Raw genomic sequence first — 23,962 nt, 5'->3', positions numbered from 1 at the left:
CTTCGCGAGCAAGCTCGCTCCCACAGGGTTATGGGGTGTAAACAGAATCTAAAGCCAACCGGTAATTGTGGGAGCGAGCTTGCTCGCGAAGAGGCCAGCACAGGCACCTCAAATCCCACAGAGCTGACACAACAGATCAGTATCCAGATGCTTCTCCACCAGATCCGCCAGCCGTTCGATATCGCGCTCGCGCAAGCCGTGATAATCCACCGTCTGCACATCGCTCAACCCGGCCCAGCGCAGCAACGCCGCACTCGCCGCCGGCGATTCAAACAGACCATGCAGATAAGTGCCGAACACTTGTCCGTCAGCACTCTGTGCACCGTCGCAACGGCCATCATTCAGATGCACCGCCGCATTCTCCAGCGCCGGTCCGCTGGTCACGCCCGCATGAATTTCATAACCGCTGACCTCGGCATCTTCCAGCGCCAGCCGTCCGCGTACATTGCGCAACTGCTTCTCGGCTTCGAGCGTTGTTTCGAACGCCAGCAAGCCCAAACCGGCACTCGTGCCCGGCGCACCTTCAAGACCGAGCGGATCATGCACCTGCTCGCCGAGCATCTGCAGACCGCCGCAAATCCCCAGCACTTTGCCGCCGTAACGCAAGTGCCGAGAGATCGCCGTATCCCAGCCATTGGCGCGCAGATAAGCCAGATCACTGCGCACGCTTTTCGAGCCCGGCAGGATGATCAGGTCAGCAGCAGGAATCACTTGCCCCGGGCCGACAAATTGCAGATCGACCTGCGGATGTAAACGCAGCGGATCGAAGTCGGTGTGGTTGCTGATGCGCGGCAGCACCGGCACCACCACTTTCAGAACTTGTTCGGCTTTGTCGGTCTGGCGCTGATCGATGCCGTCCTCGGCCTCCAGATGCAGATCCATCACGTACGGCAGCACGCCCACCACCGGTTTTCCGGTACGTTGTTCCAGCCAGTCGAGGCCCGGTTGCAGCAAGGCGATGTCACCGCGAAAACGGTTGATGATGAAACCCTTTACCCGCGCCTGTTCACTCGGCGACAGCAACTCCAGCGTGCCGACCAGATGCGCGAAAACCCCGCCGCGATTGATGTCGGCAATCAGCAAAACCGGGCAATCCACCGCTTCGGCAAAGCCCATGTTGGCGATGTCGCCGGCGCGCAGATTGATCTCGGCCGGCGAGCCTGCACCTTCAACCATCACCAGCGGATACGCCGCGCTGAGCCGTTCGTGGGACGCGAGCACCGCTTTCATCGCGATGGCTTTGTAGTCGTGATACGCCACGGCATTCATCGACGTCACCGCGCGACCATGGATGATCACTTGCGCGCCGGTATCGCTGTTGGGCTTGAGCAGCACCGGGTTCATGTCAGTGTGCGGTTCAAGAAACGCCGCTTGCGCCTGCACGGCTTGCGCACGGCCGATCTCACCGCCATCGGCGGTCACCGCGCTGTTGAGCGCCATGTTCTGCGGTTTGAACGGTACGACCGCCACGCCCTGGCGGGTCGCCCAGCGGCACAGTGCCGTCACCAGTGTGCTTTTACCGGCGTCGGAAGTGGTGCCTTGTACCATCAGGGTGGTCATGGGTGGTCCTTGGCGAAAGCGTTTAAAGCGCGTTCGAGACGCGCTTCTTCAGCGGCATCGGCAGGCAGGCCAAAGCGCAGACTGCTGTTGTGGGTGAAGAGGCGCAGGAGGATGCCGCGACGGGCCATGAATGCGTGCAGCGTTTCGGCATGCTCGGTGATCAGCCACTGGAACAGCGCGCAACCGCCCTGCGGCTTGAAACCGTAGCGTTCCAGCAACGCTGCCAGCCGTTCACTGGCCTCATCGCTGCGAATCCGTTGGCGTGTGTGCCCTTCGGTGTCTTGCAGACACGCTTGCCCGAGCACCCGCGTCGGCCCGCTCACCGCCCAAGGCCCGACCTGTTCGGCGAGCAGCTTGAGCAACTTGCGCTCGGCCAGGACAAAGCCCAGACGTACCCCGGCCAGACCGAAAAACTTGCCGAACGAACGCAACACGATCAGCCCGACTTGATGGGCATGCGGGGCCAGGCTCAGTTGCGGCGTGTTGTCCATAAAGGCTTCATCGACCACCAGCCAGCCACCGCGCCGGGCGAGCCGCGCATGCCAGTCAAGCAGGCGCGCCGGGGTCAGGCTCAGGCCGGTCGGATTGTTCGGATTGACCACCACCAGCACGTCGAGACTGTCGAGAAAGAACTCGACTTCCTGCTCCAGCACCTCGCGCACGATATAACCACTGCGGCGCCACGCTTCGGCATGTTCGGCATAACACGGCGACAACACACCGACCTTGCCGGCCCGGCGCAAACGCGGCAACAACTGGATGGCCATCTGCGAACCGGCCACCGGCAGCACTTGCACGGCACCGTAGTAATCGCACGCGGCTTGCTCCAGACCGTCATCGGTTTCCGGCAAACGCGCCCAGGCGCGCAGCGGGATGTCCGGGATCGGGAATGGCCACGGCGCCAGACCGCTGGACAGGTCGAGCCAATCCGCTTCGGCAATGCCGTAATCGAGTGCCGCCTTGCGCAGCCGGCCACCGTGCTCAAGCATAGAATTCAGCCCCCACGCAGAGAATCAGCAGCCATAACCATACCCCGCGCTGGACCAATTGCCAGCCACGGTCGATGGAATCTGCGTCAGCCGCTGCGCCCTCGCCAAGCTGCGGACGGTCGTGAAGTTCACCGTGGTAAATCGCCGGCCCACCCAATTCCACGCCCAGCGCACCGGCGCCGGCCGCCATCACGGGACCTGCGTTGGGGCTGTCCCACTTCGGCGCCTGGGTGCGCCAACACTTCAACGCGAGTCGGGTTTTGCCCAGCAGCGCGTAGGTCAATGCCACCAGACGCGCAGGAATGTAGTTCAACACGTCGTCGATTTTTGCTGCGGCCCAACCGAAACGTTCGAAGCGTTCGTTGCGATAGCCCCACATCGCATCGAGCGTGTTGCTCAAGCGGTAGAGCACTACGCCCGGCGCACCGGCGACGACAAACCAGAACAGCGCGGCAAACACCGCGTCACTGCCGTTTTCCAACACTGACTCAGTGGCAGCGCGAGCGACGGCGGTGCTGTCGAGTTCATCGGTCTGGCGGCTGACCAGATAGCCGACACGCTTGCGCGCCTCGTCCAGATCATCCGCGCGCAGGGCAGCAGCGACGGGCGCGACATGTTCACCGAGGCTGCGCATGCCGAGGGCGCAATACAGCGCGAGAATCTCGACGACCCAGCCCACGTACGGCGCCCAGGAAAACGCCGTGGCGAGCAAGGTCAGCGGCAGCACGGCAATCACCCACGCGGTGACGCCATGGCTGCGCCAACCCCGGCCACCGGCGTTGAAACGTTGCTCGATGCGCCCGGCAAAATTGCCGAAAGCCACCAGCGGATGCCAGCGTTTCGGTTCACCGAGCAGCGCATCCAGCGCGACCGCAGCGACACTCAACAACGCCACACTCATTGACTCACTCCCCAATAATTGTCGTACAGCAACTCATTGAGCGGACGCGCCTGCGCCCACCCTTCGAGTACCAGCATCGGCGCCGGATAGAATTCCTTGACCGGGCCCAGGCATAAAACGGCCAGAGGTTTTGCGCCTTCGGGCAACTTCAACAGATCAGCCAGTGCCTGTGGCTCGAACAATGATACCCAGCCCATGCCGAGTCCTTCGGCACGCGAAGCCAGCCACAGATTCTGGATCGCGCAGGACAGCGAGGCCATGTCCATTTCCGGCAGCGTGCGACGACCGAAAATGTGCTTTTCGCGATCGTCCTTCAATGCGGCAACCAGCACTTCGGCGCAGTCATGGATACCTTCGACCTTGAGCTTCATGAACTCGTCGCTGCGCTCGCCGAGGGCTTCAGCCGTGCGGATGCGTTCTTCTTCCACGAGCTTCTGGATCTGGCCACGTAAAGTTCGGTCGCTGATGCGAATGAAGCGCCAGGGCTGCATCAGGCCGACGCTTGGGGCCTGGTGGGCGGCTTCCAAGAGTCGGCGCAGCAGATCCGGCTCGACCGTGCCGCCAGTGAAGTGGCGCATGTCGCGGCGTTCGGCGATGGCTCGATAAACCGCTTCGCGTTCGGCTTCGGAGAATGTGTTGTCGGTCATGGCCCCATCGCTGGCAAGCCAGCTCCCACAGTGGGTGGTGCAATACCTGACGAAACGCAATCCCCTGTGGGAGCTGGCTTGCCAGCGATGGCGGCCTCAAGGTCAGTCACAAACAGTGCAGCGACAGCCACAGGATTCGACGGAAAATAGAAGTGCACATAAGAAGCCGTCATCCGCCCTTCCCGATAAACCGCCTCGGCCCCACGCCCGCCATTCGGGCTCAAGCCACGCGCAATCGGCGGCAACTCAGTCGTCGTCAAGGAGTGGTGATAAGTGTGCCCGCGCAACGACCCTTCCGGCAGATCCACCGCCTGCAGCGCCAGCGCCGCCAGACGCTTTTGCATCACCGCGTCGCCCTTGAGCAACCCGACCAGTTCAGCACGCGTACCTTCAACATCGGTCAGCGAGTCGAGCAGATACAGCATCCCGCCACACTCAGCGAGCAACGGTTTCCCCGCCGCATGATGCGCACGAATCGCCTCCAGCATCGCGGTGTTCTGCGACAACGCAACGTGGTGCAGTTCCGGATACCCACCGGGCAAATACAGGCTGTCCGCCTCAGGCAATTGCGTGTCGCGGATCGGCGAGAAGAAACTCAACTCGGCGCCCATCGCGCGCAGCAGATCCAGACTCGCGCCGTAGGTGAAGGCAAACGCTTCATCTCGGGCGACGGCGATTCGTACATTCTTCAGCAGCGGCTCGACAGCGATGACGTCCGGCGCGGCGAACTCCACGGCCGGTGGCAGCGCTACCTCGCAACTGCTGGCCAATGCATCGGCGGCAGCGTCGAGGCGTACATCGAGGTCATTCAATTCACTGGCCTGGACCAGACCGAGATGGCGGCTCGGCAATTCGATGCCGGTTTCTCTGGACAACGCGCCGTACCAGCGCAGCCCCTCAGTGAGGCTGCCTTCGAGCAATTGCGCATGGCGCAAGGTGCCGACTCGATTGGCCAATACACCGGCAAACGGCAGATCCGGCTGATACTTCGCCAAACCTAGCGCCAACGCACCAAAGGTCTGCGCCATCGCCGTCCCATCAATCACGCCAAGCACCGGTACACCGAAGTGTCGCGCCAGATCGGCACTGGACGGCGTGCCGTCGAACAGGCCCATCACGCCTTCGATCAGAATCAGATCCGCCTCGGCGGCGGCTTCCCATAACAGACGACGACTTTCCTGCTCGCCGACCATCCACATGTCCAATTGATACACCGGCGCACCGCTGGCGCGCTCGAGAATCATCGGATCAAGGAAGTCCGGGCCGCATTTGAACACGCGTACCTTGCGCCCCTGATTGCGATGCAAACGGGCGAGCGCGGCGGTGACGGTGGTCTTGCCCTGACCGGAGGCCGGCGCGGCGATCAGGACCGCCGGGCAGTGACGTGGTTGATTCAAAGTTCGACGCCTTTCTGCGCTTTGATGCCGGCCTGGAAGGCGTGTTTGAGCATGCCCATTTCGGTGACCGTGTCGCCCATCTCGATCATTTCCGGCTTGGCCGCGCGACCGGTGACGATCACGTGCTGCATCGGCGGACGCGCCTGCAGATCGCTGAGCACCTGATCGAGATCGAGGTAGCCGTGCTTGAGGGCGATGTTGAGTTCGTCGAGCACCACCAGACCGATCGACGGATCGCGCAGCAGCTCACGGGAAACCGCCCACGCGGCTTCGGCAGCGGCGATGTCGCGCTGACGATCCTGGGTTTCCCAGGTGAAGCCTTCGCCCATCACGTGGAAGCGGACTTGCTCGGGAAAGCGGCGGAAAAACAGCTCTTCGCCGGTGCTGTTGCGGCCCTTGATGAACTGCACCACACCGCACTGCATGCCGTGGCCCATGGCGCGGGCGAGCATGCCGAAGGCCGAGCTGCTTTTACCTTTGCCATTGCCAGTCAGCACCAACACCAGACCGCACTCGTCGGGCGAGTTGGCGATGCGTTCATCGATCACGGCTTTTTTGCGCTGCATACGCGCCAGATGGCGTTCGTCGCGCTCGGGGGAATCAGTCATGGGGGAGCTCTCCGTTGAGGCTGGATAACGGCGGGCAGGCACAAGAATAGACGGCAAAAAGCCTGGCATCGCCCACCGTGATGCCGCTGGATGGATCAGGCCGGTCTCCGGGCTCATGAGCGGCGTTTCGCCTGACTGCGCGCCTTCCCGCTTCTTTCGAGGCAGTGGCTCAAGGCGCAGTTTTCACTCATTTACCGTTGCGGGGGCAGCGCCGGGATCGTGGTAGTTCTTCGCTTGAAGACAACCCTCACCGGCTTCCCTGTTTCACTCTGTCGACAGCGGTCACAGAGCACCTGAAACAAGCCGCGAAGGTTAGAGGGTTGGGGGTGGAGCGTCAATTAAAGAGGCGGCCATCGGGCGAATAACTGCCGCCGATCAATTATCTGCCGCCAATCTTGTGCCACACTGATACAAATGATATCAAAGAGCCATGCTTTTCCCGAAAAGCCCACCACAACAATAAAGGATGATGACGATGCAAGGCATGATCATCAGCAACCCGCGCCTGGAATTTCTGCGCCCGGTGCTTGAACGCTGGTTTGACTGTATCGACCGCTACAACGCCGTTCGCGGCGACAGCGACACGCCTTACTGGCATGACGAGAAGGCCAATCTCGGATTGCTCTCGGCAGCGGCGTGGATGGCCGAGCTGGTTACTTTGAACGACACTGCCACGCGCAAACAGAACGAAGAAGGCGAGCGCAACGCTCGCGCCGATCTGTTTCTGGCCGGCGCCGAAGACCGCGCCTTTATCCAGGCCACCCAGCGCTGGCCAAAGGTTACCAACCTGAATCTGACTCAAGCCCTGCTGGACATCACCAACGACGCCAAACGCATCAGCTATGCCAGCGACCTCAAGCTCGGCTGCCTGTTTGTCGCGCCGCAAAAAGCCCAGCACAGCGCCAGCCCCGAAGAGTTGCAGGACATGGTCGACGACCTGCAAAAGGAACACACCTGCGCCGTCGCCTGGTATTTCCCCTATGCCTATCGCAAATTGCGCAGCGAAGCCGGCAACTATCACCCGGGCATCGCCGTGCTGTTCAAGGAAGCCCGCGGCTGAGCAGTTGAACCATCGGGCTTGCGCCCTCCTCTATGATTAGGAATGCATTCATAGGGAAGATCAGCAATGCGCAAGCCCCAGTTCGTTTTTGTCATCGCCTTCGCCGGAGGACTCGCCGCCTGCGGTGAAACCTCCAGCCTGCAAGTCTCCGACGGCACCGGCCCGTCACCAAAACTGCCCGAACCGAACAAGACCCTGATCCCGACGGTGAACATCGCCCCGGCGATCGGCTGGCCCGCGGGCGGTAAACCGACCGCGGCGGCGGGCACTCAGGTGGCAGCGTTCGCCGAAGGCCTCGATCATCCACGCTGGCTCTATGTCTTGCCCAATGGCGATGTGCTAGTGGCGGAAACCAATGCCCCGCCAAAACCGGATGACAGCAGCGGCATTCGTGGCTGGGTGATGAAGAAGGTCATGGGCAAGGCTGGCGCTGGCGTACCGAGCCCAAACCGCATCACCTTGCTGCGTGACGCCGATCACGATGGCGTGGCTGAGACGCGCACGGTGTTTCTGCAGAACCTCAACTCGCCGTTCGGCATGACGCTGGTCGGCAATGACCTGTACGTCGCAGATACCGATCGCTTGCTGCGCTTTAACTACGAACCCGGCGCGACCGAGATCAAGTCGCAACCAATCAAGGTTGTCGATCTGCCCGGCGGCACGCTGAATCACCACTGGACGAAAAACGTTATTGCCAGCAAGGACGGCAGCAAGCTGTACGTCACGGTCGGCTCGAACAGCAACGTCGGCGAAAATGGTCTGGATAAGGAGGAAGGCCGCGCGGCAATCTGGGAAGTCGATCGGGCGACCGGCAATCACCGCATCTTCGCCTCAGGCATCCGCAACCCCAATGGCCTGGCCTGGGAGCCGAAAAGTGGCGCGCTGTGGACAGCGGTCAACGAACGCGACGAGATCGGCAGTGATCTGGTGCCGGACTACATCACCTCTGTGAAGGACGGTGGTTTCTATGGCTGGCCGTTCAGTTACTACGGTCAGCATGTCGATGTGCGTGTTACGCCGCAGAACCCGGACCTGGTGGCCAAAGCCATCGCCCCGGATTACGCGGTCGGGCCGCACACCGCCTCGCTGGGCCTGAGTTTTGCCGAGGGCAACGCCTTGCCGGCGCAGTTCAAGGAAGGCGCGTTTATTGGCCAGCACGGCTCATGGAATCGCAAACCGCACAGTGGCTACAAAGTGATTTTCGTGCCGTTTACCGGTGGCAAGCCGAGCGGCAAACCGGTGGATGTGCTGACCGGTTTCCTCGACAAGGACGAGAATGCGCTAGGTCGGCCGGTGGGCGTGGTGATCGATCAGCAAGGTGGCTTGCTGGTGGCGGATGATGTCGGCAACAAGGTGTGGCGAGTCTCGGCCACGAAGTGATGTTGAATGTGACCTGAAACAACTGTGGGAGCGAGCCTGCTCGCGAATGCGTAGTGTCAGTCTCCATTGAGTTGACTGATACACCGCTTTCGCGAGCAGGCTCGCTCCCACATTAGGATTGCTGCGATTTTACTAAGGGTTATGCGCCAGATGTTCCGGCTGCAACACCCGCTTGGCACTCAGATAAGCTTTCTGCCAATACGCCTTCGACAGGCTGTCCAGCTTCACCGTGCCGCCCGTGGCTGGCGCATGCACGAAGCGCCCTTCGCCAACGTAAATCCCCGCATGACTGACCTGCGAGCCGCCATTGGTGGCGAAGAAGATCAGGTCGCCAGTCTGCAAGCCTTCCTTGCCGACGTTCGGCGCCTGCATGACGATCATCTCGCGCGTGGAACGTGGCAGCGAAATCCCCGCCGCATCACGGTAGACAAAACCGATCAACCCGCTGCAATCAAATCCCGAATCCGGCGTATTGCCGCCCCAACGATAAGGCGTACCGACCAGGCCTAGCGCGCGAAACAGCACGTCTTCAGCAGCAGGCGAAAAAGCTTGGGAGGGACCGAATACGACAGGAGCGCGAACCACTGGCGCAGGCGGTGGTGTGCGACTGGCGCAGGCGCTGAGCAGCGCTGCGAAGAAGATCAAAGTGAGGCGGGCCGACATCGTCATAAGCAGAACATCCTGATCTGGCTGCGGCTTTTTCTGCCGATGGACAGAAAACAAAACCGCCTGCGTGAGCACGCAGGCGGTTTGCCATCAATATAGATTCAGGATTCTAGCGGCTACGCGGCAAACTTCAAGTAAGACTTTAACTTCACCTTGTAAAGTATACGTCTACTCTGTTGCCGGGAGCCTGATTGTCGCCGCGAACGCAGCGACAACAGGGGAATTACTTGCGAGCAGTGACGACTGTCGGAGCGTTGGCCAAAGCGCGTTTCGCTTCGATGAAGGTCTTGCTCCAGTAGCTGTCACCCAGGCTGTCGATGCGAACACCGCCGCTGCGACGACTGCTGGAGTGAATGAACTGGTTGTCACCGAGGTAGATCCCGGCGTGACTGACACGACCGCGACGACCGTTGGTGGCGAAGAACAGCAGATCGCCCGGCTCAAGGTTGCTGCGCGAGACCAGCGGCGCATCGACGTTGATCATTTCGCGAGTCGAGCGTGGCAGGTTCATGCCGGCTTCTTCGCGGAACAGATAACCGATGAAACCACTGCAATCAAAACCGGCTTCAGAGGTACCGCCGAAACGGTAACGGGTACCGATCAGGGACATGCCGCGTTCGAGGATGCTGTCGGCCAGAACAGGAAGCTGATAAGGCTTCTTGCCATTGAATTCGTTGAGTTCTTTTTCGGTGTCCAGCTCTTCCTGGTAAATAACGGAAGACTGAGCCGTGGCAGAATTTTTAACCTGTTGAGGCTGCTCTTGAACTGGAGAATGAGCAGCGCAACCGTATAACAGGGTGACGAGTGCGAGAGGCACGAGGGGTGCGAAGCGCTTTAGCATGGGCACGACCGTGGCTGATAGTTGTAAAGAAGCCGAGACTATGCCCGCTATCAGCCTCATTTGCAAATTCAATCGATCTTTTTGTGACTTCCCGGTTTCTCGTTTACATCTAAGCGCTTAAGCCCATTTGAACCGATACGCCGCCTGCACACCGTGCAGGAAAGCGGATTTTCTGGCGCCTGAAATATGCCGAAACACGCTGAAAGCCGCGCCGTTACCAGCCCAGCGTTTCTTTCAGGAAGGGGATGGTCAGCTTGCGCTGAGCCTGCAAAGAGGCCTGATCGAGCTGTTCAAGCAAGTCAAACAGGGCACTCATGCTGCGAGTGCCGCGAGTCAAAATAAAATGCCCGACCTCGTCGGTCAGGTGCAGACCGCGACGCGATGCGCGCAATTGCAGAGCGCGCAACTTGTCTTCATCGGAGAGCGGACGCATCTGAAAAATCAGCGCCAGGGTCAGGCGCGATTTCAAGTCAGCCAGTTTGACCGGCAGTTCACGCGGAGAAGTGGCCGCAGCGATCAGCAGGCGCCGACCACTGTCACGCAGACGGTTGAACAGATGAAACATCGCCTCTTCCCAGTCGGCCTTGCCGGCAATCACCTGCAAGTCGTCCAGGCAAACCAGTTCGTACTGTTCGAGGTTATCGAGGATTTCGACGCCGCGATCCATCAACTCCGCCAGCGGCAAGTACACCGCCGGCTCACCCATCTGCTCGAATCGCAGACACGCCGCCTGCAACAGATGCGTACGCCCTACGCCGTGCTTGCCCCACAGGTAGATCAGGCTTTCTGTCCAGCCGGCGTCGGCTTCGCATAGACGCTCGACATAGCCGAGTGCAGCGGCATTGGCGCCTGGGTAGTAGTTGATGAAGGTGGCGTCGTCACGCAGACGCACACCTAGGGGCAGCTGAATCGGTTTCATGCTGACTGAACAGTTCTCAAGGAACCGTTAGTGGCCTCTGTGTAAAGTTTGCGAAGTTTATACCCGTGAAGCTGAGCGCACAATGCAGCAGAGTCCAAGCAAAATCAAAGGTTTGCGTTAACTCGCTGGTTTTATGACAGATTCTTTGGCGCCAGCGCCTGCAGGACGCGGGCCAACCCGGCTATTCGCCGGGCCGCCCTGCCCGATTACAACTCCGGCTCGTCCATACCACTATAGATGTCAGAATCCTTGTACAAATCGTGCACATGGCGCACCAACACCATGATCACTGCCGCCACCGGCAATGCCAGCAGCACACCGGTGAAACCGAACAGTTCGCCACCGGCCAGAATCGCAAAGATCACCGCCACCGGATGCAGACCGATACGATCGCCCACCAGCAAAGGCGTCAGCACCATGCCTTCCAGCGCCTGACCGACCATGAACACGGCAACGATCCCGACCATCGGATACAGGTCGCCGCCGAACTGGAACAACCCGGCAATCAGTGCCGCACCAATGCCAATCACGAAGCCCATGTACGGCACGATCGCCGCCAGACCGGCAATCAGTCCGATCAACAGCCCCAGCTCCAGCCCGACAATCATCAGGCCTGCTGCGTAGATCACGCCCAGCGCCACCATCACCAGCAACTGACCGCGAACGAACGCGCCCAGTACCTCATGACATTCACCGGCAAGCGATACGATGGTCTCTTCCCGATCACGCGGCAGCAGGCTGCGGATCTTGGCCATCATCACGTCCCAGTCGCGCAGCAAGTAAAAGCTCACCACCGGGATCAATACCAGATTCGCAAGCCAACCGATCAGCGCCAGGCTCGATGCCGTGGCCTGACTCAGCACCACACTGACGATGTCGGTGGTCTGACCCATGTGTTCGCTGATCGCCGCTTTGACCTTGTCGAATTTCCAGAAACCATCCGACAGACCCAGCTTCGCCTGCGCCCACGGCAGTGCCGTGTGTTGCAGCCAGTCGAGCATTTGCGGCGCCAGTTCGTAAAGACGCAGTAACTGCTTGGCGAGCATCGGCACCAGCACCAGCAACAGCGCGGTGACGATAAGAGTGAACAAGGCAAACACCGCGATCACGCCCCAGGTTCGCGACAAACCGAGCCGTTCCAGGCGATCCACCAATGGGTCGAACAGATAAGCCAGCAGCAGCGCCACCAGAAACGGCGTGAGGATCGGGTGCAGCAACCATACAAACGCGCAAAGCAGGACTACCCCACCGAGCCAGAACCAACGCCGCGTATCGGCCATGTACCACTCCTGTTGCTTCTATATAAGGAAAGACTTACCAGCGAAACCGCAACGACGGTGCTGCCGGGATCGGGGCTGGCGCCGCGACAGGTGTTGCGCCGCTAGCCACTGGCTGTGGCGCTGAAACCTGCGCCGGCGTTTCAGCCGGCAACTCCTGCAACTTCGCCAGCGACAACTGCGCACGCATCTGATCGGCACTGCCATTGACCCGATAAACGATGCGATCGCCATCCACACTTTGCAGACGCACGCCAAATGGCTCGAGTAACCGCAACAGCGCCGCGTAGTGTTCAAGATTCATGCCCTGCACTTCCAGGGTCTGCTGCCCTGAAGCGCCGGGCTTGGCAACAAACCGTGGCGCCAGACGTTCGGCCACCGCGAGCATCACCGCATCAGCCACAGCGGCCTGATCGGCGCCCTGCACACTGCCCGCCTCTTTCTGATCGCCCAGCCACAGGTGCCATTTGGCCTGCCACTGCCCGCCTTCTTCGCGCGCATGCACCGCCAGCAGGGCGTCAGCGTTGTAGCGCTCGGAGGCACCGCGCAAAGGTGCCGGATCGGTGCCTTCGAGCGCTGGCGCAGTGGCAACCAATTGCTCGCTCAAGTCCGCCAGCGGCAAGCGCAATGGCAAGCCGCGATGTTGCGCGGCCGTACGCAACGGCGCAGCAGCGGCCTGACCATCACCGACCAGACTCGACCCTTCAGCCGAATCGTTCAGCCACCAACTCAGGATCGACGGCCGACTGGCGCCCCACAACGACAGTCCGGCACGCCGCAGCGCCTGCTCGGTGGTCGCCGGATCGAAATCGACCTTGAGCACCTCCGGCGGCCCGGCATCGAAACCGAATTGACTGATAATTTGCTGCGGATCCTTGCGAATCGCCGCCAGCCCCGGGTTTTGCGCAGCTTTCGGATCGCCAGTCAAACGCAATACCAGCGTGTCGAGCGCCGCCTGCGTGGCGCGATCACGCTCTTCCGGCGCCTGGCCATTGACCGGCTCACGTACTTGATAGAGGCCTTTGAGGTTTTCGGCGTGACTCGCCAGACTGATCAGAGACAAACAACCCACAAACAACAATTTACAAAAACGCATGGAAAATTCCCGTCGACAGGAGCGGCTGGAACAGGCCGCGTGAACCGGTTAAGCAAGGCTGTGACAATCTGCCAGCACAAAACATTCACACGACAGCGGTAAGTTTTTGCACAGTGATAACGATAGACGGTTAATTGCCACACCTTATACAGGCACCCGCAAGCCTTAATTGCAAAAAATTTCCCGAGATATGGCCCTGCCCGTCGGTGCGAGGATGGCCGCTGCCCCTCAAGCCTGATAAAATCGCGCGCCTTCGCAGACCGGCAACAGCCGGGCACCTCGAAACTCGCGTGAGGCCATCGCCCCGTCGATTTCGAAGTTCCCGCTGAACTCGGTCGTTACCCCTGAATCCCCTCCCCTAAAGGCCTGGATCATGAGCAAGCAACCCTCCCTGAGCTACAAGGACGCCGGTGTAGACATCGACGCCGGTGAAGCATTGGTCGAACGCATCAAGAGCGTCGCCAAGCGCACTGCGCGCCCGGAAGTCATGGGCGGCCTGGGCGGTTTCGGCGCCCTCTGCGAAATCCCGGCCGGCTACAAGCAACCCGTGCTGGTGTCCGGCACCGACGGCGTCGGCACCAAGCTGCGTCTGGCGCTGAACCTGAACAAGCACGACAGCATCGGTATCGACCTGGTTGCCATGTGTGTGAACGACCTCGTCGTTTGCGGCGCCGAGCCACTGTTCTTCCTCGACTACTACGCCACCGGCAAACTGAATGTCGACACCGCTGCCCAGGTAGTGACCGGCATCGGCGCTGGCTGCGAACTGTCGGGTTGCTCACTGGTTGGCGGCGAAACCGCTGAAATGCCAGGCATGTACGAAGGCGAAGACTACGACCTGGCCGGCTTCTGCGTCGGCGTCGTGGAAAAAGCTGAAATCATCGACGGCTCGAAAGTCGCCACCGGTGACGCGCTGATCGCGCTGCCATCGTCCGGCCCGCACTCCAACGGCTACTCGCTGATCCGCAAGATCATCGAAGTCTCCGGTGCCGACATCGAAAACATCCAGCTCGACGGCAAACCGCTGACCGACCTGCTGATGGCCCCGACCCGCATCTACGTGAAGCCGCTGCTCAAGCTGATCAAAGATACCGGCGCCGTCAAAGCCATGGCCCACATCACCGGTGGCGGCCTGCTCGACAACATCCCGCGCGTTCTGCCAAAAGGCGCTCAGGCTGTGGTTGACGTGGCTAGCTGGACTCGCCCAGCCGTGTTCGACTGGCTGCAAGAAAAAGGCAACGTTGACGAAACCGAGATGCACCGCGTGCTGAACTGCGGCGTTGGCATGGTCATCTGCGTGGCTCAGGAGCACGTTGAAGTTGCCCTGAACACCCTGCGTGACGCCGGCGAACAGCCTTGGGTCATCGGTCAGATCGCTGCCGCTGCCGAAGGCGCTGCTCAGGTTGATCTGCAGAACCTTAAGGCTCATTAATGTCCGCAACCTGTGATGTCGTGGTGCTGTTGTCCGGCACCGGCAGTAACTTGCAGGCTCTGATCGACAGCACGCGGACCGGCGACAGCCCGGTCCGCATCGCTGCAGTGATTTCCAATCGCGCCGACGCCTACGGCCTGCAACGCGCCAGTGACGCGGGTATCGCTACCCGCTCGCTGGATCACAAGGCATTCGAAGGTCGCGAGGCCTTCGATGCTGCTCTGATCGAACTGATCGACGAATTCAATCCGAAACTCGTGGTGCTGGCCGGCTTCATGCGCATTCTCAGCGCTGACTTCGTTCGCCACTACCAGGGTCGCCTGCTCAACATCCACCCGTCGCTGCTGCCCAAATACAAAGGGTTACACACTCATCAGCGCGCGCTGGAGGCCGGTGATACTGAGCACGGCTGCTCCGTGCACTTCGTCACCGAGGAACTCGATGGCGGACCACTGGTCGTACAGGCAGTATTACCGGTAGAGTTGCACGACACGCCGCAGAGTCTTGCGCAGCGAGTCCACGTTCAGGAACACCTGATCTACCCGATGGCAGTTCGCTGGTTTGCCGAAGGCAGACTGGCACTCGGTGAACACGGTGCTTTACTGGATGGCCAGTTACTCGCGGCCAGCGGCCACTTGATTCGACACTAGGAGATATTATGCGTCGCGCCCTGCTCTTCGCTTGCGCTCTGCTCGCCCTGCCCTTCGCGCAGGCAGCGGAACTTCAACCGTTCTCCGCCAGCTACACCGCCGACTGGAAGCAGCTGCCCATGAGTGGCACCGCCGAGCGCAGTCTGGTCAAGGAAGCCAACGGCGTCTGGAAGCTCAGCTTCAAGGCCTCGATGATGATCGCCAGCCTGACGGAAGAAAGCACCCTGACCCTGGACAAGGACACCCTGCTGCCGCAGTCCTACCACTTTGAACGGGGTGGTCTGGGCAAAGCGAAAAAGGCTGATCTGGATTTCGACTGGAACAGCAAAATGGTCACCGGCACCGACCGTGGCGACGCGGTGAAGATCCCGCTGAACCGTGGCATGGTCGACAAGTCCACCTATCAACTGGCGCTGCAGCATGACGTCGCGGCCGGCAAGAAGACCATGAGTTATCAAGTGGTCGATGATGGCGAAGTCGATACCTATGACTTCCGCGTGCTGGGTTCGGAAAAAGTCGAAACCAAGGCTGGCAAGATCGATGCAATCAAGGTCGAGCGCGTACGCGACCCGACACAAAGCAAGCGCACCACTGTCCTGTGGTTCGCCAAGGATTGGGATTACCTGCTGGTTCGCCTGCAACAGGTTGAAACCGACGGAAAGGAGTACAACATCATGCTCCAGGACGGCACGGTCAACGGCAAAACCGTTAAAGGCAGCTGATCCACCGCAAGAACAAAGAGCCCCGCGAGATGCGGGGCTTTTTATTGTCTGCGCTTTAGCCCGACTTTTTGTGTCACCTTCACCCCTCACCCCAGCCCTCCCGAAACGTCGGACCGCCCGAAGGAGAGGGAGCCGACCGAGATGTCTGGCGCTATGCATCGACCTGAAAAATCGAGTCGATTATGGATTCTCCAAAGCAAGATCAGGTCGGCGTAACTCGCCAATCTCCCACGATCAGTCCCCTCTCCCTTTGGGCGGTCCGACGTTTCGGGAGGGTTAGGGTGAGGGGCTTTTGAAGGCGAAACTCAAACCGAAAACTTCGCCACCATGCTGTTCAAATCCACCGCCAACCGCGACAACTCCTGACTCGCCGCGCTGGTCTGATTGGCCCCCGCCGACGTCTGCATCGCCAGATCGCGGATGTTCATCAGATTGCGATCCACCTCCCGCGCCACCGCTGCCTGCTCCTCCGAGGCACTGGCAATCACCAGGTTGCGCTCGTTGATCAAGGTAAACGCGGAGGCGATTTCCTCCAGCGCCACACCAGCAGCCTTGGCCAGCTCCAATGTTGAGCGCGCCCGCACATTACTCTGCTGCATCGAACTGACCGCCGAATCGGTGCCCTGCTGAATGCCGCCAATCATCTGCTCGATCTCTTGCGTCGATTGCTGCGTGCGATGGGCCAACGCCCGCACCTCATCCGCGACCACAGCAAAGCCGCGCCCGGCATCTCCGGCCCGCGCGGCTTCAATCGCAGCATTCAATGCGAGCAGATTGGTCTGCTCGGCAATCGAACGAATCACGTCCAGCACTTTGCTGATGCTGTAGACCTTCTGCGCCAGATCCTCCACCTGGGTCGCATTGGCCGTCACATCATCGGCCAGCGATTCGATGGACAACACCGTTTGATGCACCTGTTCGCGACCATGCTGGGCAATACGATCGGATTCCCGCGACGCTTCTGACGTTGCCACCGCATTGCTGGCAACTTCCTCCACTGCAGCTGTCATCTGATTGACCGCCGTGGCCGCCTGTTCGATTTCCAGGCTCTGCTGGTGCAACCCGCGCGTAGCGTCTTCCGTGACGCAACTCAGCTCTTCCGAGGCCGAGGCCAATTGACTTGAAGACTCGGAGATTTGCCGAATCGTGTCGCGCAGGTTGTGCTGCATGCTCTTGAGCGCGTGCAGCAGTCGCGCCGGCTCGTCCTTGCCGCTGATGCGGATATCGCCGGTCAGGTCACCACCGGCCACTACCTCGGCCACGCCCAACGACTGCGCCAGCGGCAGCACGATGCTGCGCGTCAACAGCAGCGCCAAGCCGATGGTGATCAACGCGGTGATGCCGATCATCACCCCGACCCACACCCGCGAATTGATGAACACCAGCCGCGCCGCTTCGGTGGCGAGATTGGCGTTGTGTTTATTCAGTTCGACCAGTTCACGCAGAATCACCGCAATCTCATCGGCCAACGGGCTCATCTGGCCGTTGAGAATGGTTGCAGCCTCCTCCACCCGATTCTGCGCAGACAACTGCATCACCTGCGCCTGAAACTCCAGATATTGGTGCTCGGCGACTTTGAAACGATCAAACAGTTTGCGCTCCTCGGGCAATACGATCAGCACGTCATATCGCTGCTGGGCTTCACTGAGTACGCCACGCAGTTCATTGAGCTTGGTGACATTCTGTTCAAGCGCCTGCGGATCGCGATTGAGCAACAGGCGCATGGTCAGTGCGCGCAGGCGCAACATGTCCTGGCTCATCTCACCCACCGCCATCACGCTCGGCAACCAGTTGTTGTCGACCTCGTCGGACTGAGCGCGCATGTTCGACATTTGCAGCAAAGCGAACGCCCCAAGGGCAAATACCATCAACGCCAACAAGCCAAAACCGAGGCCGGCGCGCGGGGCAATATTGAGACTACGGATACTCATTGCTCTGGTTCCTTCCAAAAGCGCTGCATCAACCCTGCAGCTGGTTGCTTTAGAAGGTATCGGCCCGGCGGAAAAATGCGTAAGACGAAAAGGCGATATCAAAAGGCCTTGATCCTTCGAACCGTTGGCATTAACGATTCAGCGTAGTTTTCTCGGACTTGAGCACCGTTCGCGGCAAGATCGCCAGGAAGTTATCCCGAGCGACTTTTTTCGCAACGTCCTCGGGCAACGCATCAAGGAACGGCTTGAAGCTGCGCATTTCCTCACCGAGCTTGTTGAAACGTCCCACCACATCGGAGCCAAGCATGAAGCGTTCGGGGTATTTCTCGACCAACGCCAACCATTCCGGTCGAGGTTTACCCTGCTCATCCAGCAGATACGGTGTGAGCATGCTCCATGACAGATCGATAAAAAGATTGGGATACGCCTCAAGCATGCGCGTCAGGGTTGGCAGCAAGAAACTCAGTTGCGTCTGATGCCGATGGATTTCAGCGCTGGTGCCGGCGTGAGCCCAAATGAATCGCGTGTGTGGGTGATTACGCAGCGGCTCTTCGATTTCCTTCAGGTACAGCGGATTTTTCTCACGCTTGGAAGTGATGTTGGAATGCAGCATCACCGGCAGATCGTTCTCGGCAGCCAGATGATAGATCTTGGTCATCGCTTCATTGTTGGCCCGCGGCGTGTCGCCGGACGTCAGCGCGGTGAGATCGTCATGCCGGGTGAACACCTCGCCGATGCCCTGCCACAGCCCCGGGTACAGATCGAGCATGCGCTGGATGTGCGCGGCGGAGTTCTTGTCGTTTGGATTGAAGCCGGACAAAAACGGATGAAAGTACTGGCGCTGCTCGGCGCTCAGCTTTTGCACGGCATCGGCAACGATCACATCGGTTGCGCTGTACCAATAGGCGTCAGCGTCATCACCTGCGTAATAGCGCGGTCGCTTGGGTTCGTCTTCATGCCACTTCTTCGCCACCGGAATACCGGAAATCATCACGTGCTCGACGGAACCGTCCTTCATCGCCGTCAGCAATTTCGCCATGCCGGCGCTTTCCTGGAAAAAATCCACGTAATGCAAGTGCGCGTCGCTGTAGGTGTATTCGCGGGCGCTGACGTTGCCGGCAAGCAACAGAAGGCAGGCAAGACTCAAACGATACAGGGACACAAGTAATCTCCAGGAAGTAGGCATAGCCTAGACCCCGCCCTGACGACAAGGGTTCATCCCGCAGGAAAGTGGAACGCGTACCGGTGGGAATGCTCTATAACTGCAAGGTCTTTTTTGATCGAAGCGACTTTTCCTACTGCCAGTGAGGTTCCCATGACCGTTACCGTCAATACCGTCTCCGCTGAAGGTTTTCGTCACACCGTACAGATTGATGACCACGAACTGTTTGCCGACGTGCCGAAATCGGCCGGCGGCGAAGGCTCGGCGCCTGAGCCGCACGATTACTTCGATGCCGCCCTCGGCGCCTGCAAAGCGCTGACCCTGAAGATGTACGCGAAGAAGAAAGATATCCCGCTGACTGGCGTCGGGGTCGACGTCAAACGCGACAACAGCGAAGAGCAGAAAGGCAAATACGTCTTGCACGTCACCCTTACTCTCAAAGGCGTCCTGACCGACGCCCAGCGCGAGGAACTGCTGCGCGTCGCCGACCGCTGCCCGATCCACAAGCTGATGACCACCAGCGAAGTGACAATCGAAACCCACGCCCCGCAAGGTTTTGATAGCCAGTAATCCTCCTGATGCCAGCGGCGGGTTATGCTTCTGGCATCACCCGCTCAGCCTGGAATGCACCATGGACACGCAACCTCTGATCATCCGCCCGCGCGCCGAAGACGTCGAAGGCCAGCCGATTCTGCGCCCGTTGCCGTCAGCCAAATGCCGCAGCGTGGGGCCTTTCGTGTTTTTTGATCACATGCTCGAGACGGTTTATCCGACGGGCAAAGGCATGAACATCCGACAGCACCCGCACATCGGTCTGTCGACGCTCACGTATTTGTTTGAAGGGCAGATTCAGCACAAGGACAGCCTCGGCTCGGATCAGGTTGTTGCCGCTGGCGATGTCAGCTGGATGACCGCCGGCAGCGCGATTGCGCATGTTGAACGCACGCCTGAGCCGTTGTGGGACCAGAGCTTCACCATGCACGGCTTGCAGATCTGGCTGGCATCGCCCAAGAATCATGAACAAGGTCCCGGGCATTACAGCCATCACCCGGCGGCGACCTTGCCGGTCAGCGATAACCTCGGCGTACAGATTCGCATGATTGCCGGGTCAGGCTTTTGCCTGGAATCGCCAGTGCCGGTGCTTTCTCCTACGTTGTATGCGGAAGTTAAGATGCAAACGGCGACCACCCTGCTGATTCCGACCGAGCATGAAGAGCGGGCGGTGTATGTTTTGAGCGGAGATGCGCTGTTGAATGGCGAAGTGATCGAACCGCATACGCTGGTGGTGCTGCCGGCTGGGCAAGAGATGAGCTTGTTCGCCGAAAGCGATGTACACGCGGTGGTGTTCGGCGGCGCGCCGCTGGACGGGCCGCGGCGGATCAACTGGAATTTTGTTGCGAGCGACCCGGCGGCGATTGATGAGGCACGGCGTAAATGGCCGGCCGGGGATTGGCCGACGGTGCCGGGGGAAATTGAGCGGATCGAGTTGCCGCGTTAAGCCTTGACCCTCACCCCAGCCCACTCCCGGAGGGAGAGGGAGCCGACCGAGGTGTCTGGCGTCATACATCGACCTGAAAAGTCTTGCCGATTATAGATTCACCAAGACACTTTCAGGTCGACGCGTTGGTTGAGCACCCACCATCAGTACCCTCACCCCAGCCCTCTCCCAGAGGGAGAGGGAGCCGACCGAGATGTCTTGCGTCATACATCGACCTGAAAAATCTTGGCGATTATGGATTCACCAAGACACCTTCAGTTCGACGCGTTGGTTGAGCACCCACCATCAGTACCCTCACCTCAGCCCTCTCCCAGAGGGAGAGGGAGCCGACCGAGATGTCTCAGGTTATACGCTAACCTGAAAAGTCTTGGCGATTATGGATTCAGCACTGCCCTTTCAGGTCGGCGTAGTCCTTCAGCATCCCCCAATCAGTCCCCTCTCCCTCCGGGAGAGGGTTAGGGTGAGGGGCTTTTCGCTTTCAGCCCTTAAACACTTCATCCAGCAAATCATGCATCGACTTGAACGCACGCTTGGCGGTCTTCGCGTCGTACATCATCTTGCCAGGCACATTGGCATGCGGATCGGTAAACGAATGCACCGCGCCGCCATAGCTGAGCAACTGCCAATCGACTTTCGCGGCATTCATCTCGTCTTCAAACGCCGGCAACTGCTCTTTCGGCACCAACGGATCTGCAGCACCGTGCAGCACCAGCACCGAGCCCTTGATGTTCTGCGCATCCGCCGGGTTCGGCGAGTCCAGCGTGCCATGGAACGACACCGCCGCCTTCACCGGCGCCCCCGTGCGGGCCAGATCCAGCGCACAGCACCCGCCGAAGCAGAAACCAAACACCGCCAGTTTCGACGTATCGACTGCGGCTTCGCCCTGCTTCTGCAACTGCTCGAACGCCGCCTGCATACGCGTGCGCAGCAGCGCACGATCATTCTTCAACGGCATCATCGCCGCGCCCGCCTGATCAGCATTCTGCGGACGCACCGCCTGACCATAAACGTCAGCAATCAACACCACGTAGCCCTTGGCCGCGACCGACTTGGCGATCTCTTCGGCACCGGCGCTAACGCCCATCCAGTTCGGCGCCATCAACAAACCCGGACGCGCGCCCTTGTGCTCGGCATCGAACGCCATGCGACCTTCATAAGGCTGGCCGTCAATCTGATAGACCACGGAACGTACAGTGACTTGGCTCATTTCTGACTCCTGATTTGTTAAACACCAGAATGAAAAAACCCGCCGAAGCGGGTTTTTCTGCAACTTGGTTAAACCGACAGTTCAACCAGCAGCTTGTTCAGACGGCGCACATAAGCGGCCGGATCTTTCAAGCTGTCACCAGCCGCCAGCGCAGCCTGATCGAAGAGGATGTGCGACAGGTCGCCAAAACGCTCTTCGCTCTGCTCGCCGTCGAGTTTCTCGATCAGCGGGTGGCTTGGGTTGAATTCGAAGATCGGCTTCGAATCCGGAACCTTCTGCCCGCTGGCTTCGAGGATCTGACGCATTTGCAGACCCAGATCCTGTTCGCCGATGGCCAGGATGGCCGGCGAATCGGTCAGTCGATGGGAAACCCGCACTTCAGCCACGGAATCGCCCAGCGCGGTTTTCAGACGCTCGACCAGACCTTCTTTGGACTTGGCGACTTCTTCTGCGGCTTTCTTGTCCTCTTCCGAGTCCAGGTTGCCCAGATCGAGATCACCGCGTGCCACGTCGACAAAAGTCTTGCCGTCGAACTCGCTGAGGTAGCTCATCAGCCACTCATCGATGCGGTCGGTCAGCAGCAACACTTCGATGCCTTTCTTGCGGAAGACTTCCAGGTGCGGGCTGTTCTTGACCTGTGCGTAGGTTTCGCCGGTGAGGTAGTAGATCTTGTCCTGACCTTCCTTGGCGCGCGCCAGGTAGTCGGCCAGACCAACGATCTGCTCGCCGTCGTCGCCGTTGGTCGATGCGAAACGCAGCAGACCGGCAATTTTTTCCTTGTTGGCGAAATCTTCTGCCGGGCCTTCTTTCATGACCTGACCGAAGTTTTTCCAGAAGCCTTTGTATTGCTCAGGTTCGTTTTTCGCCAGTTTTTCCAGCATGTCGAGCACGCGCTTGGTCAGCGCGGTCTTCATCGAATCGATGATCGGGTCTTTCTGCAGGATTTCACGCGACACGTTCAGCGACAGGTCATTGGAATCGACCACGCCTTTGATGAAGCGCAGGTACAGCGGCAGGAACGACTCGGCCTGATCCATGACGAACACGCGTTGCACGTACAGCTTCAGGCCTTTCGGCGCTTCACGCTGGTACAGGTCGAACGGTGCGCGGGCCGGTACGTACAGCAGCGAGCTGTATTCGAGCTTGCCTTCGACTTTGTTGTGGCTCCAGGCCAGCGGATTTTCAAAGTCGTGAGCGATGTGCTTGTAGAACTCCTGGTATTCCTCGTCCTTCACTTCAGTGCGCGGACGGGTCCACAGTGCACTGGCGCGGTTGACGGTTTCCCATTCAACGGCCGGAGCCTCTTCACCTTCGGCAGCTGCAGCTTCTTTCGGCAGCTCGATCGGCAAAGCAATGTGGTCGGAATACTTCTTGATGATGTTGCGCAGACGCCAGCCATCGGCGAATTCGTCTTCTGCAGCTTTCAGGTGCAGAACGATGCGGGTGCCGCGCTCTGGTTTGTCGATGGTGGCGACTTCGAACTCGCCCTCGCCTTTCGACGACCAGTGCACGCCTTCGCTGGCTGGAGTGCCGGCGCGACGGGAGTACACGTCAACCTGGTCGGCAACGATGAAGGCGGAATAGAAGCCCACACCGAACTGGCCGATCAGGTGCGAATCTTTCTTCTGATCGCCCGAAAGATTTTTCATGAAATCGGCGGTGCCGGATTTGGCGATGGTCCCCAGGTGGGTGATCACATCGTCACGGTTCATACCGATACCGTTGTCTTCGAGGGTGACGGTCTTGGCGTCCTTGTCGAAGCTCACACGGATTTTCAGGTCAGCGCCGCCTTCAAGCAACTCTGGCTTGGCCAGGGCTTCGAAGCGCAATTTATCTACAGCGTCAGAGGCGTTCGAGATCAATTCGCGAAGGAAGATTTCCTTGTTGGAATACAGCGAATGGATCATGAGGTGCAGCAGTTGCTTTACCTCGGTCTGGAAGCCCAGGGTTTCCTTTTGAGTTTCCACACTCATGGTCATCAAACTCCAATCAGATGGCAGTGGCCGCGACCCGAAATGG

22 protein-coding genes and 1 riboswitch are annotated in these 23,962 nt (G+C 59.7%); of the genes, 7 read left to right on the top strand and 15 right to left on the bottom strand.

Features of this window, described 5'->3' with window-relative positions; translation table 11 throughout:
- Nucleotides 1–108 precede the first annotated feature (108 nt).
- The 6 genes from RMV17_RS08470 to cobO are packed head-to-tail and all read right to left on the bottom strand — an operon-like array spanning nucleotide 109 to nucleotide 6,102.
- On the bottom strand, nucleotides 109–1,560 hold the full coding sequence (locus RMV17_RS08470) for a cobyric acid synthase (RefSeq protein ID WP_311886248.1): 1,452 nt from the start codon (nucleotides 1,558–1,560) through the stop codon (nucleotides 109–111).
- Nucleotides 1,557–2,549, bottom strand: a complete 993-nt coding sequence (cobD, locus tag RMV17_RS08465) for a threonine-phosphate decarboxylase CobD (RefSeq protein ID WP_311886247.1) — start codon at nucleotides 2,547–2,549, stop codon at nucleotides 1,557–1,559. Before cobD ends, RMV17_RS08470 begins: the two co-directional genes overlap by 4 nt.
- Entirely contained in the window at nucleotides 2,542–3,450 is a 909-nt protein-coding gene (gene cbiB, locus RMV17_RS08460) for an adenosylcobinamide-phosphate synthase CbiB (RefSeq protein ID WP_064117343.1), read from the bottom strand. Before cbiB ends, cobD begins: the two co-directional genes overlap by 8 nt.
- Nucleotides 3,447–4,097, bottom strand: coding sequence for a 5,6-dimethylbenzimidazole synthase (gene bluB / locus RMV17_RS08455; protein ID WP_311886246.1), 651 nt, complete (start codon nucleotides 4,095–4,097; stop codon nucleotides 3,447–3,449). Before bluB ends, cbiB begins: the two co-directional genes overlap by 4 nt.
- On the bottom strand, nucleotides 4,094–5,494 hold the full coding sequence (locus RMV17_RS08450; RefSeq protein WP_311886245.1) for a cobyrinate a,c-diamide synthase: 1,401 nt from the start codon (nucleotides 5,492–5,494) through the stop codon (nucleotides 4,094–4,096). Before RMV17_RS08450 ends, bluB begins: the two co-directional genes overlap by 4 nt.
- Nucleotides 5,491–6,102, bottom strand: a complete 612-nt coding sequence (cobO, locus tag RMV17_RS08445) for a cob(I)yrinic acid a,c-diamide adenosyltransferase (RefSeq protein ID WP_003223053.1) — start codon at nucleotides 6,100–6,102, stop codon at nucleotides 5,491–5,493. The genes RMV17_RS08450 and cobO overlap by 4 nt, the downstream gene beginning before the upstream one ends.
- Before the next feature lie 80 nt (nucleotides 6,103–6,182).
- Nucleotides 6,183–6,414, bottom strand: a riboswitch (cobalamin riboswitch).
- 163 nt (nucleotides 6,415–6,577) lie between these two features.
- Here cobO and RMV17_RS08440 point away from each other — a divergent pair.
- Together RMV17_RS08440 and RMV17_RS08435 are read left to right on the top strand one after the other, a co-directional pair.
- Nucleotides 6,578–7,162: a hypothetical protein gene (locus RMV17_RS08440; RefSeq protein ID WP_077571724.1), complete on the top strand. Its 585-nt coding sequence runs from the start codon at nucleotides 6,578–6,580 to the stop codon at nucleotides 7,160–7,162.
- A gap of 66 nt (nucleotides 7,163–7,228) precedes the next feature.
- A complete protein-coding gene (locus RMV17_RS08435) occupies nucleotides 7,229–8,542 on the top strand; it encodes a sorbosone dehydrogenase family protein (RefSeq protein WP_311886244.1) in 1,314 nt (437 codons plus the stop codon).
- Nucleotides 8,543–8,674: 132 nt separating this feature from the next.
- On the opposite strand, the gene RMV17_RS08430 is transcribed toward RMV17_RS08435, so the two are convergent.
- The 5 genes from RMV17_RS08430 to RMV17_RS08410 all read right to left on the bottom strand — a co-directional run bounded on the left by RMV17_RS08430 (nucleotide 8,675) and on the right by RMV17_RS08410 (nucleotide 13,341).
- A complete protein-coding gene (locus tag RMV17_RS08430; RefSeq protein WP_034156233.1) occupies nucleotides 8,675–9,211 on the bottom strand; it encodes a C40 family peptidase in 537 nt (178 codons plus the stop codon).
- 220 nt (nucleotides 9,212–9,431) lie between these two features.
- Entirely contained in the window at nucleotides 9,432–10,049 is a 618-nt protein-coding gene (locus tag RMV17_RS08425; RefSeq protein WP_007919826.1) for a C40 family peptidase, read from the bottom strand.
- A gap of 214 nt (nucleotides 10,050–10,263) precedes the next feature.
- On the bottom strand, nucleotides 10,264–10,968 hold the full coding sequence (gene hda / locus RMV17_RS08420) for a DnaA regulatory inactivator Hda (protein WP_034156234.1): 705 nt from the start codon (nucleotides 10,966–10,968) through the stop codon (nucleotides 10,264–10,266).
- Between the two features lie 206 nt (nucleotides 10,969–11,174).
- Entirely contained in the window at nucleotides 11,175–12,248 is a 1,074-nt protein-coding gene (locus tag RMV17_RS08415) for an AI-2E family transporter (protein WP_034156235.1), read from the bottom strand.
- A gap of 34 nt (nucleotides 12,249–12,282) precedes the next feature.
- Nucleotides 12,283–13,341, bottom strand: a complete 1,059-nt coding sequence (locus tag RMV17_RS08410) for a DUF2066 domain-containing protein (RefSeq protein ID WP_311886243.1) — start codon at nucleotides 13,339–13,341, stop codon at nucleotides 12,283–12,285.
- 373 nt (nucleotides 13,342–13,714) lie between these two features.
- Here RMV17_RS08410 and purM point away from each other — a divergent pair, with 373 nt between their 5' ends.
- Genes purM through RMV17_RS08395 form a run of 3 tightly spaced genes read left to right on the top strand, consistent with a single transcriptional unit; the run spans nucleotide 13,715 to nucleotide 16,145 of the window.
- Complete coding sequence (purM, locus tag RMV17_RS08405) at nucleotides 13,715–14,773, top strand: phosphoribosylformylglycinamidine cyclo-ligase (protein WP_077571719.1); 1,059 nt, start codon at nucleotides 13,715–13,717, stop codon at nucleotides 14,771–14,773.
- Nucleotides 14,773–15,423: a phosphoribosylglycinamide formyltransferase gene (gene purN, locus RMV17_RS08400; RefSeq protein ID WP_034156238.1), complete on the top strand. Its 651-nt coding sequence runs from the start codon at nucleotides 14,773–14,775 to the stop codon at nucleotides 15,421–15,423. The genes purM and purN overlap by 1 nt, the downstream gene beginning before the upstream one ends.
- 8 nt (nucleotides 15,424–15,431) lie before the next feature.
- Nucleotides 15,432–16,145, top strand: a complete 714-nt coding sequence (locus RMV17_RS08395) for a DUF3108 domain-containing protein (protein WP_034156239.1) — start codon at nucleotides 15,432–15,434, stop codon at nucleotides 16,143–16,145.
- A gap of 305 nt (nucleotides 16,146–16,450) precedes the next feature.
- Here RMV17_RS08395 and RMV17_RS08390 read toward each other — a convergent pair whose 3' ends face one another.
- Together RMV17_RS08390 and RMV17_RS08385 are read right to left on the bottom strand one after the other, a co-directional pair.
- Nucleotides 16,451–18,076, bottom strand: a complete 1,626-nt coding sequence (locus RMV17_RS08390) for a methyl-accepting chemotaxis protein (RefSeq protein ID WP_311886241.1) — start codon at nucleotides 18,074–18,076, stop codon at nucleotides 16,451–16,453.
- 130 nt (nucleotides 18,077–18,206) lie between these two features.
- On the bottom strand, nucleotides 18,207–19,262 hold the full coding sequence (locus RMV17_RS08385) for an amidohydrolase family protein (protein ID WP_034156241.1): 1,056 nt from the start codon (nucleotides 19,260–19,262) through the stop codon (nucleotides 18,207–18,209).
- A 129-nt stretch (nucleotides 19,263–19,391) separates the two neighbouring features.
- Here RMV17_RS08385 and RMV17_RS08380 point away from each other — a divergent pair, with 129 nt between their 5' ends.
- Complete coding sequence (locus tag RMV17_RS08380; protein WP_008082948.1) at nucleotides 19,392–19,808, top strand: OsmC family protein; 417 nt, start codon at nucleotides 19,392–19,394, stop codon at nucleotides 19,806–19,808.
- Between the two features lie 61 nt (nucleotides 19,809–19,869).
- Nucleotides 19,870–20,736: a pirin family protein gene (locus tag RMV17_RS08375; protein ID WP_311886240.1), complete on the top strand. Its 867-nt coding sequence runs from the start codon at nucleotides 19,870–19,872 to the stop codon at nucleotides 20,734–20,736.
- Between the two features lie 478 nt (nucleotides 20,737–21,214).
- Here RMV17_RS08375 and RMV17_RS08370 read toward each other — a convergent pair whose 3' ends face one another.
- Both RMV17_RS08370 and htpG read right to left on the bottom strand, forming a co-directional pair.
- A complete protein-coding gene (locus tag RMV17_RS08370; protein WP_311886239.1) occupies nucleotides 21,215–21,943 on the bottom strand; it encodes a dienelactone hydrolase family protein in 729 nt (242 codons plus the stop codon).
- Nucleotides 21,944–22,011: 68 nt separating this feature from the next.
- A complete protein-coding gene (gene htpG / locus RMV17_RS08365; RefSeq protein WP_034156253.1) occupies nucleotides 22,012–23,916 on the bottom strand; it encodes a molecular chaperone HtpG in 1,905 nt (634 codons plus the stop codon).
- Nucleotides 23,917–23,962 lie beyond the last annotated feature (46 nt).

Source organism: Pseudomonas sp. VD-NE ins, assembly GCF_031882575.1.
Taxonomy (GTDB): Bacteria; Pseudomonadota; Gammaproteobacteria; order Pseudomonadales; family Pseudomonadaceae; genus Aquipseudomonas; species Aquipseudomonas fluorescens_BZ.
The sequence above is the reverse complement of the archived record's forward strand: the minus strand, read 5'-3'. Positions and strand labels throughout refer to the sequence as shown.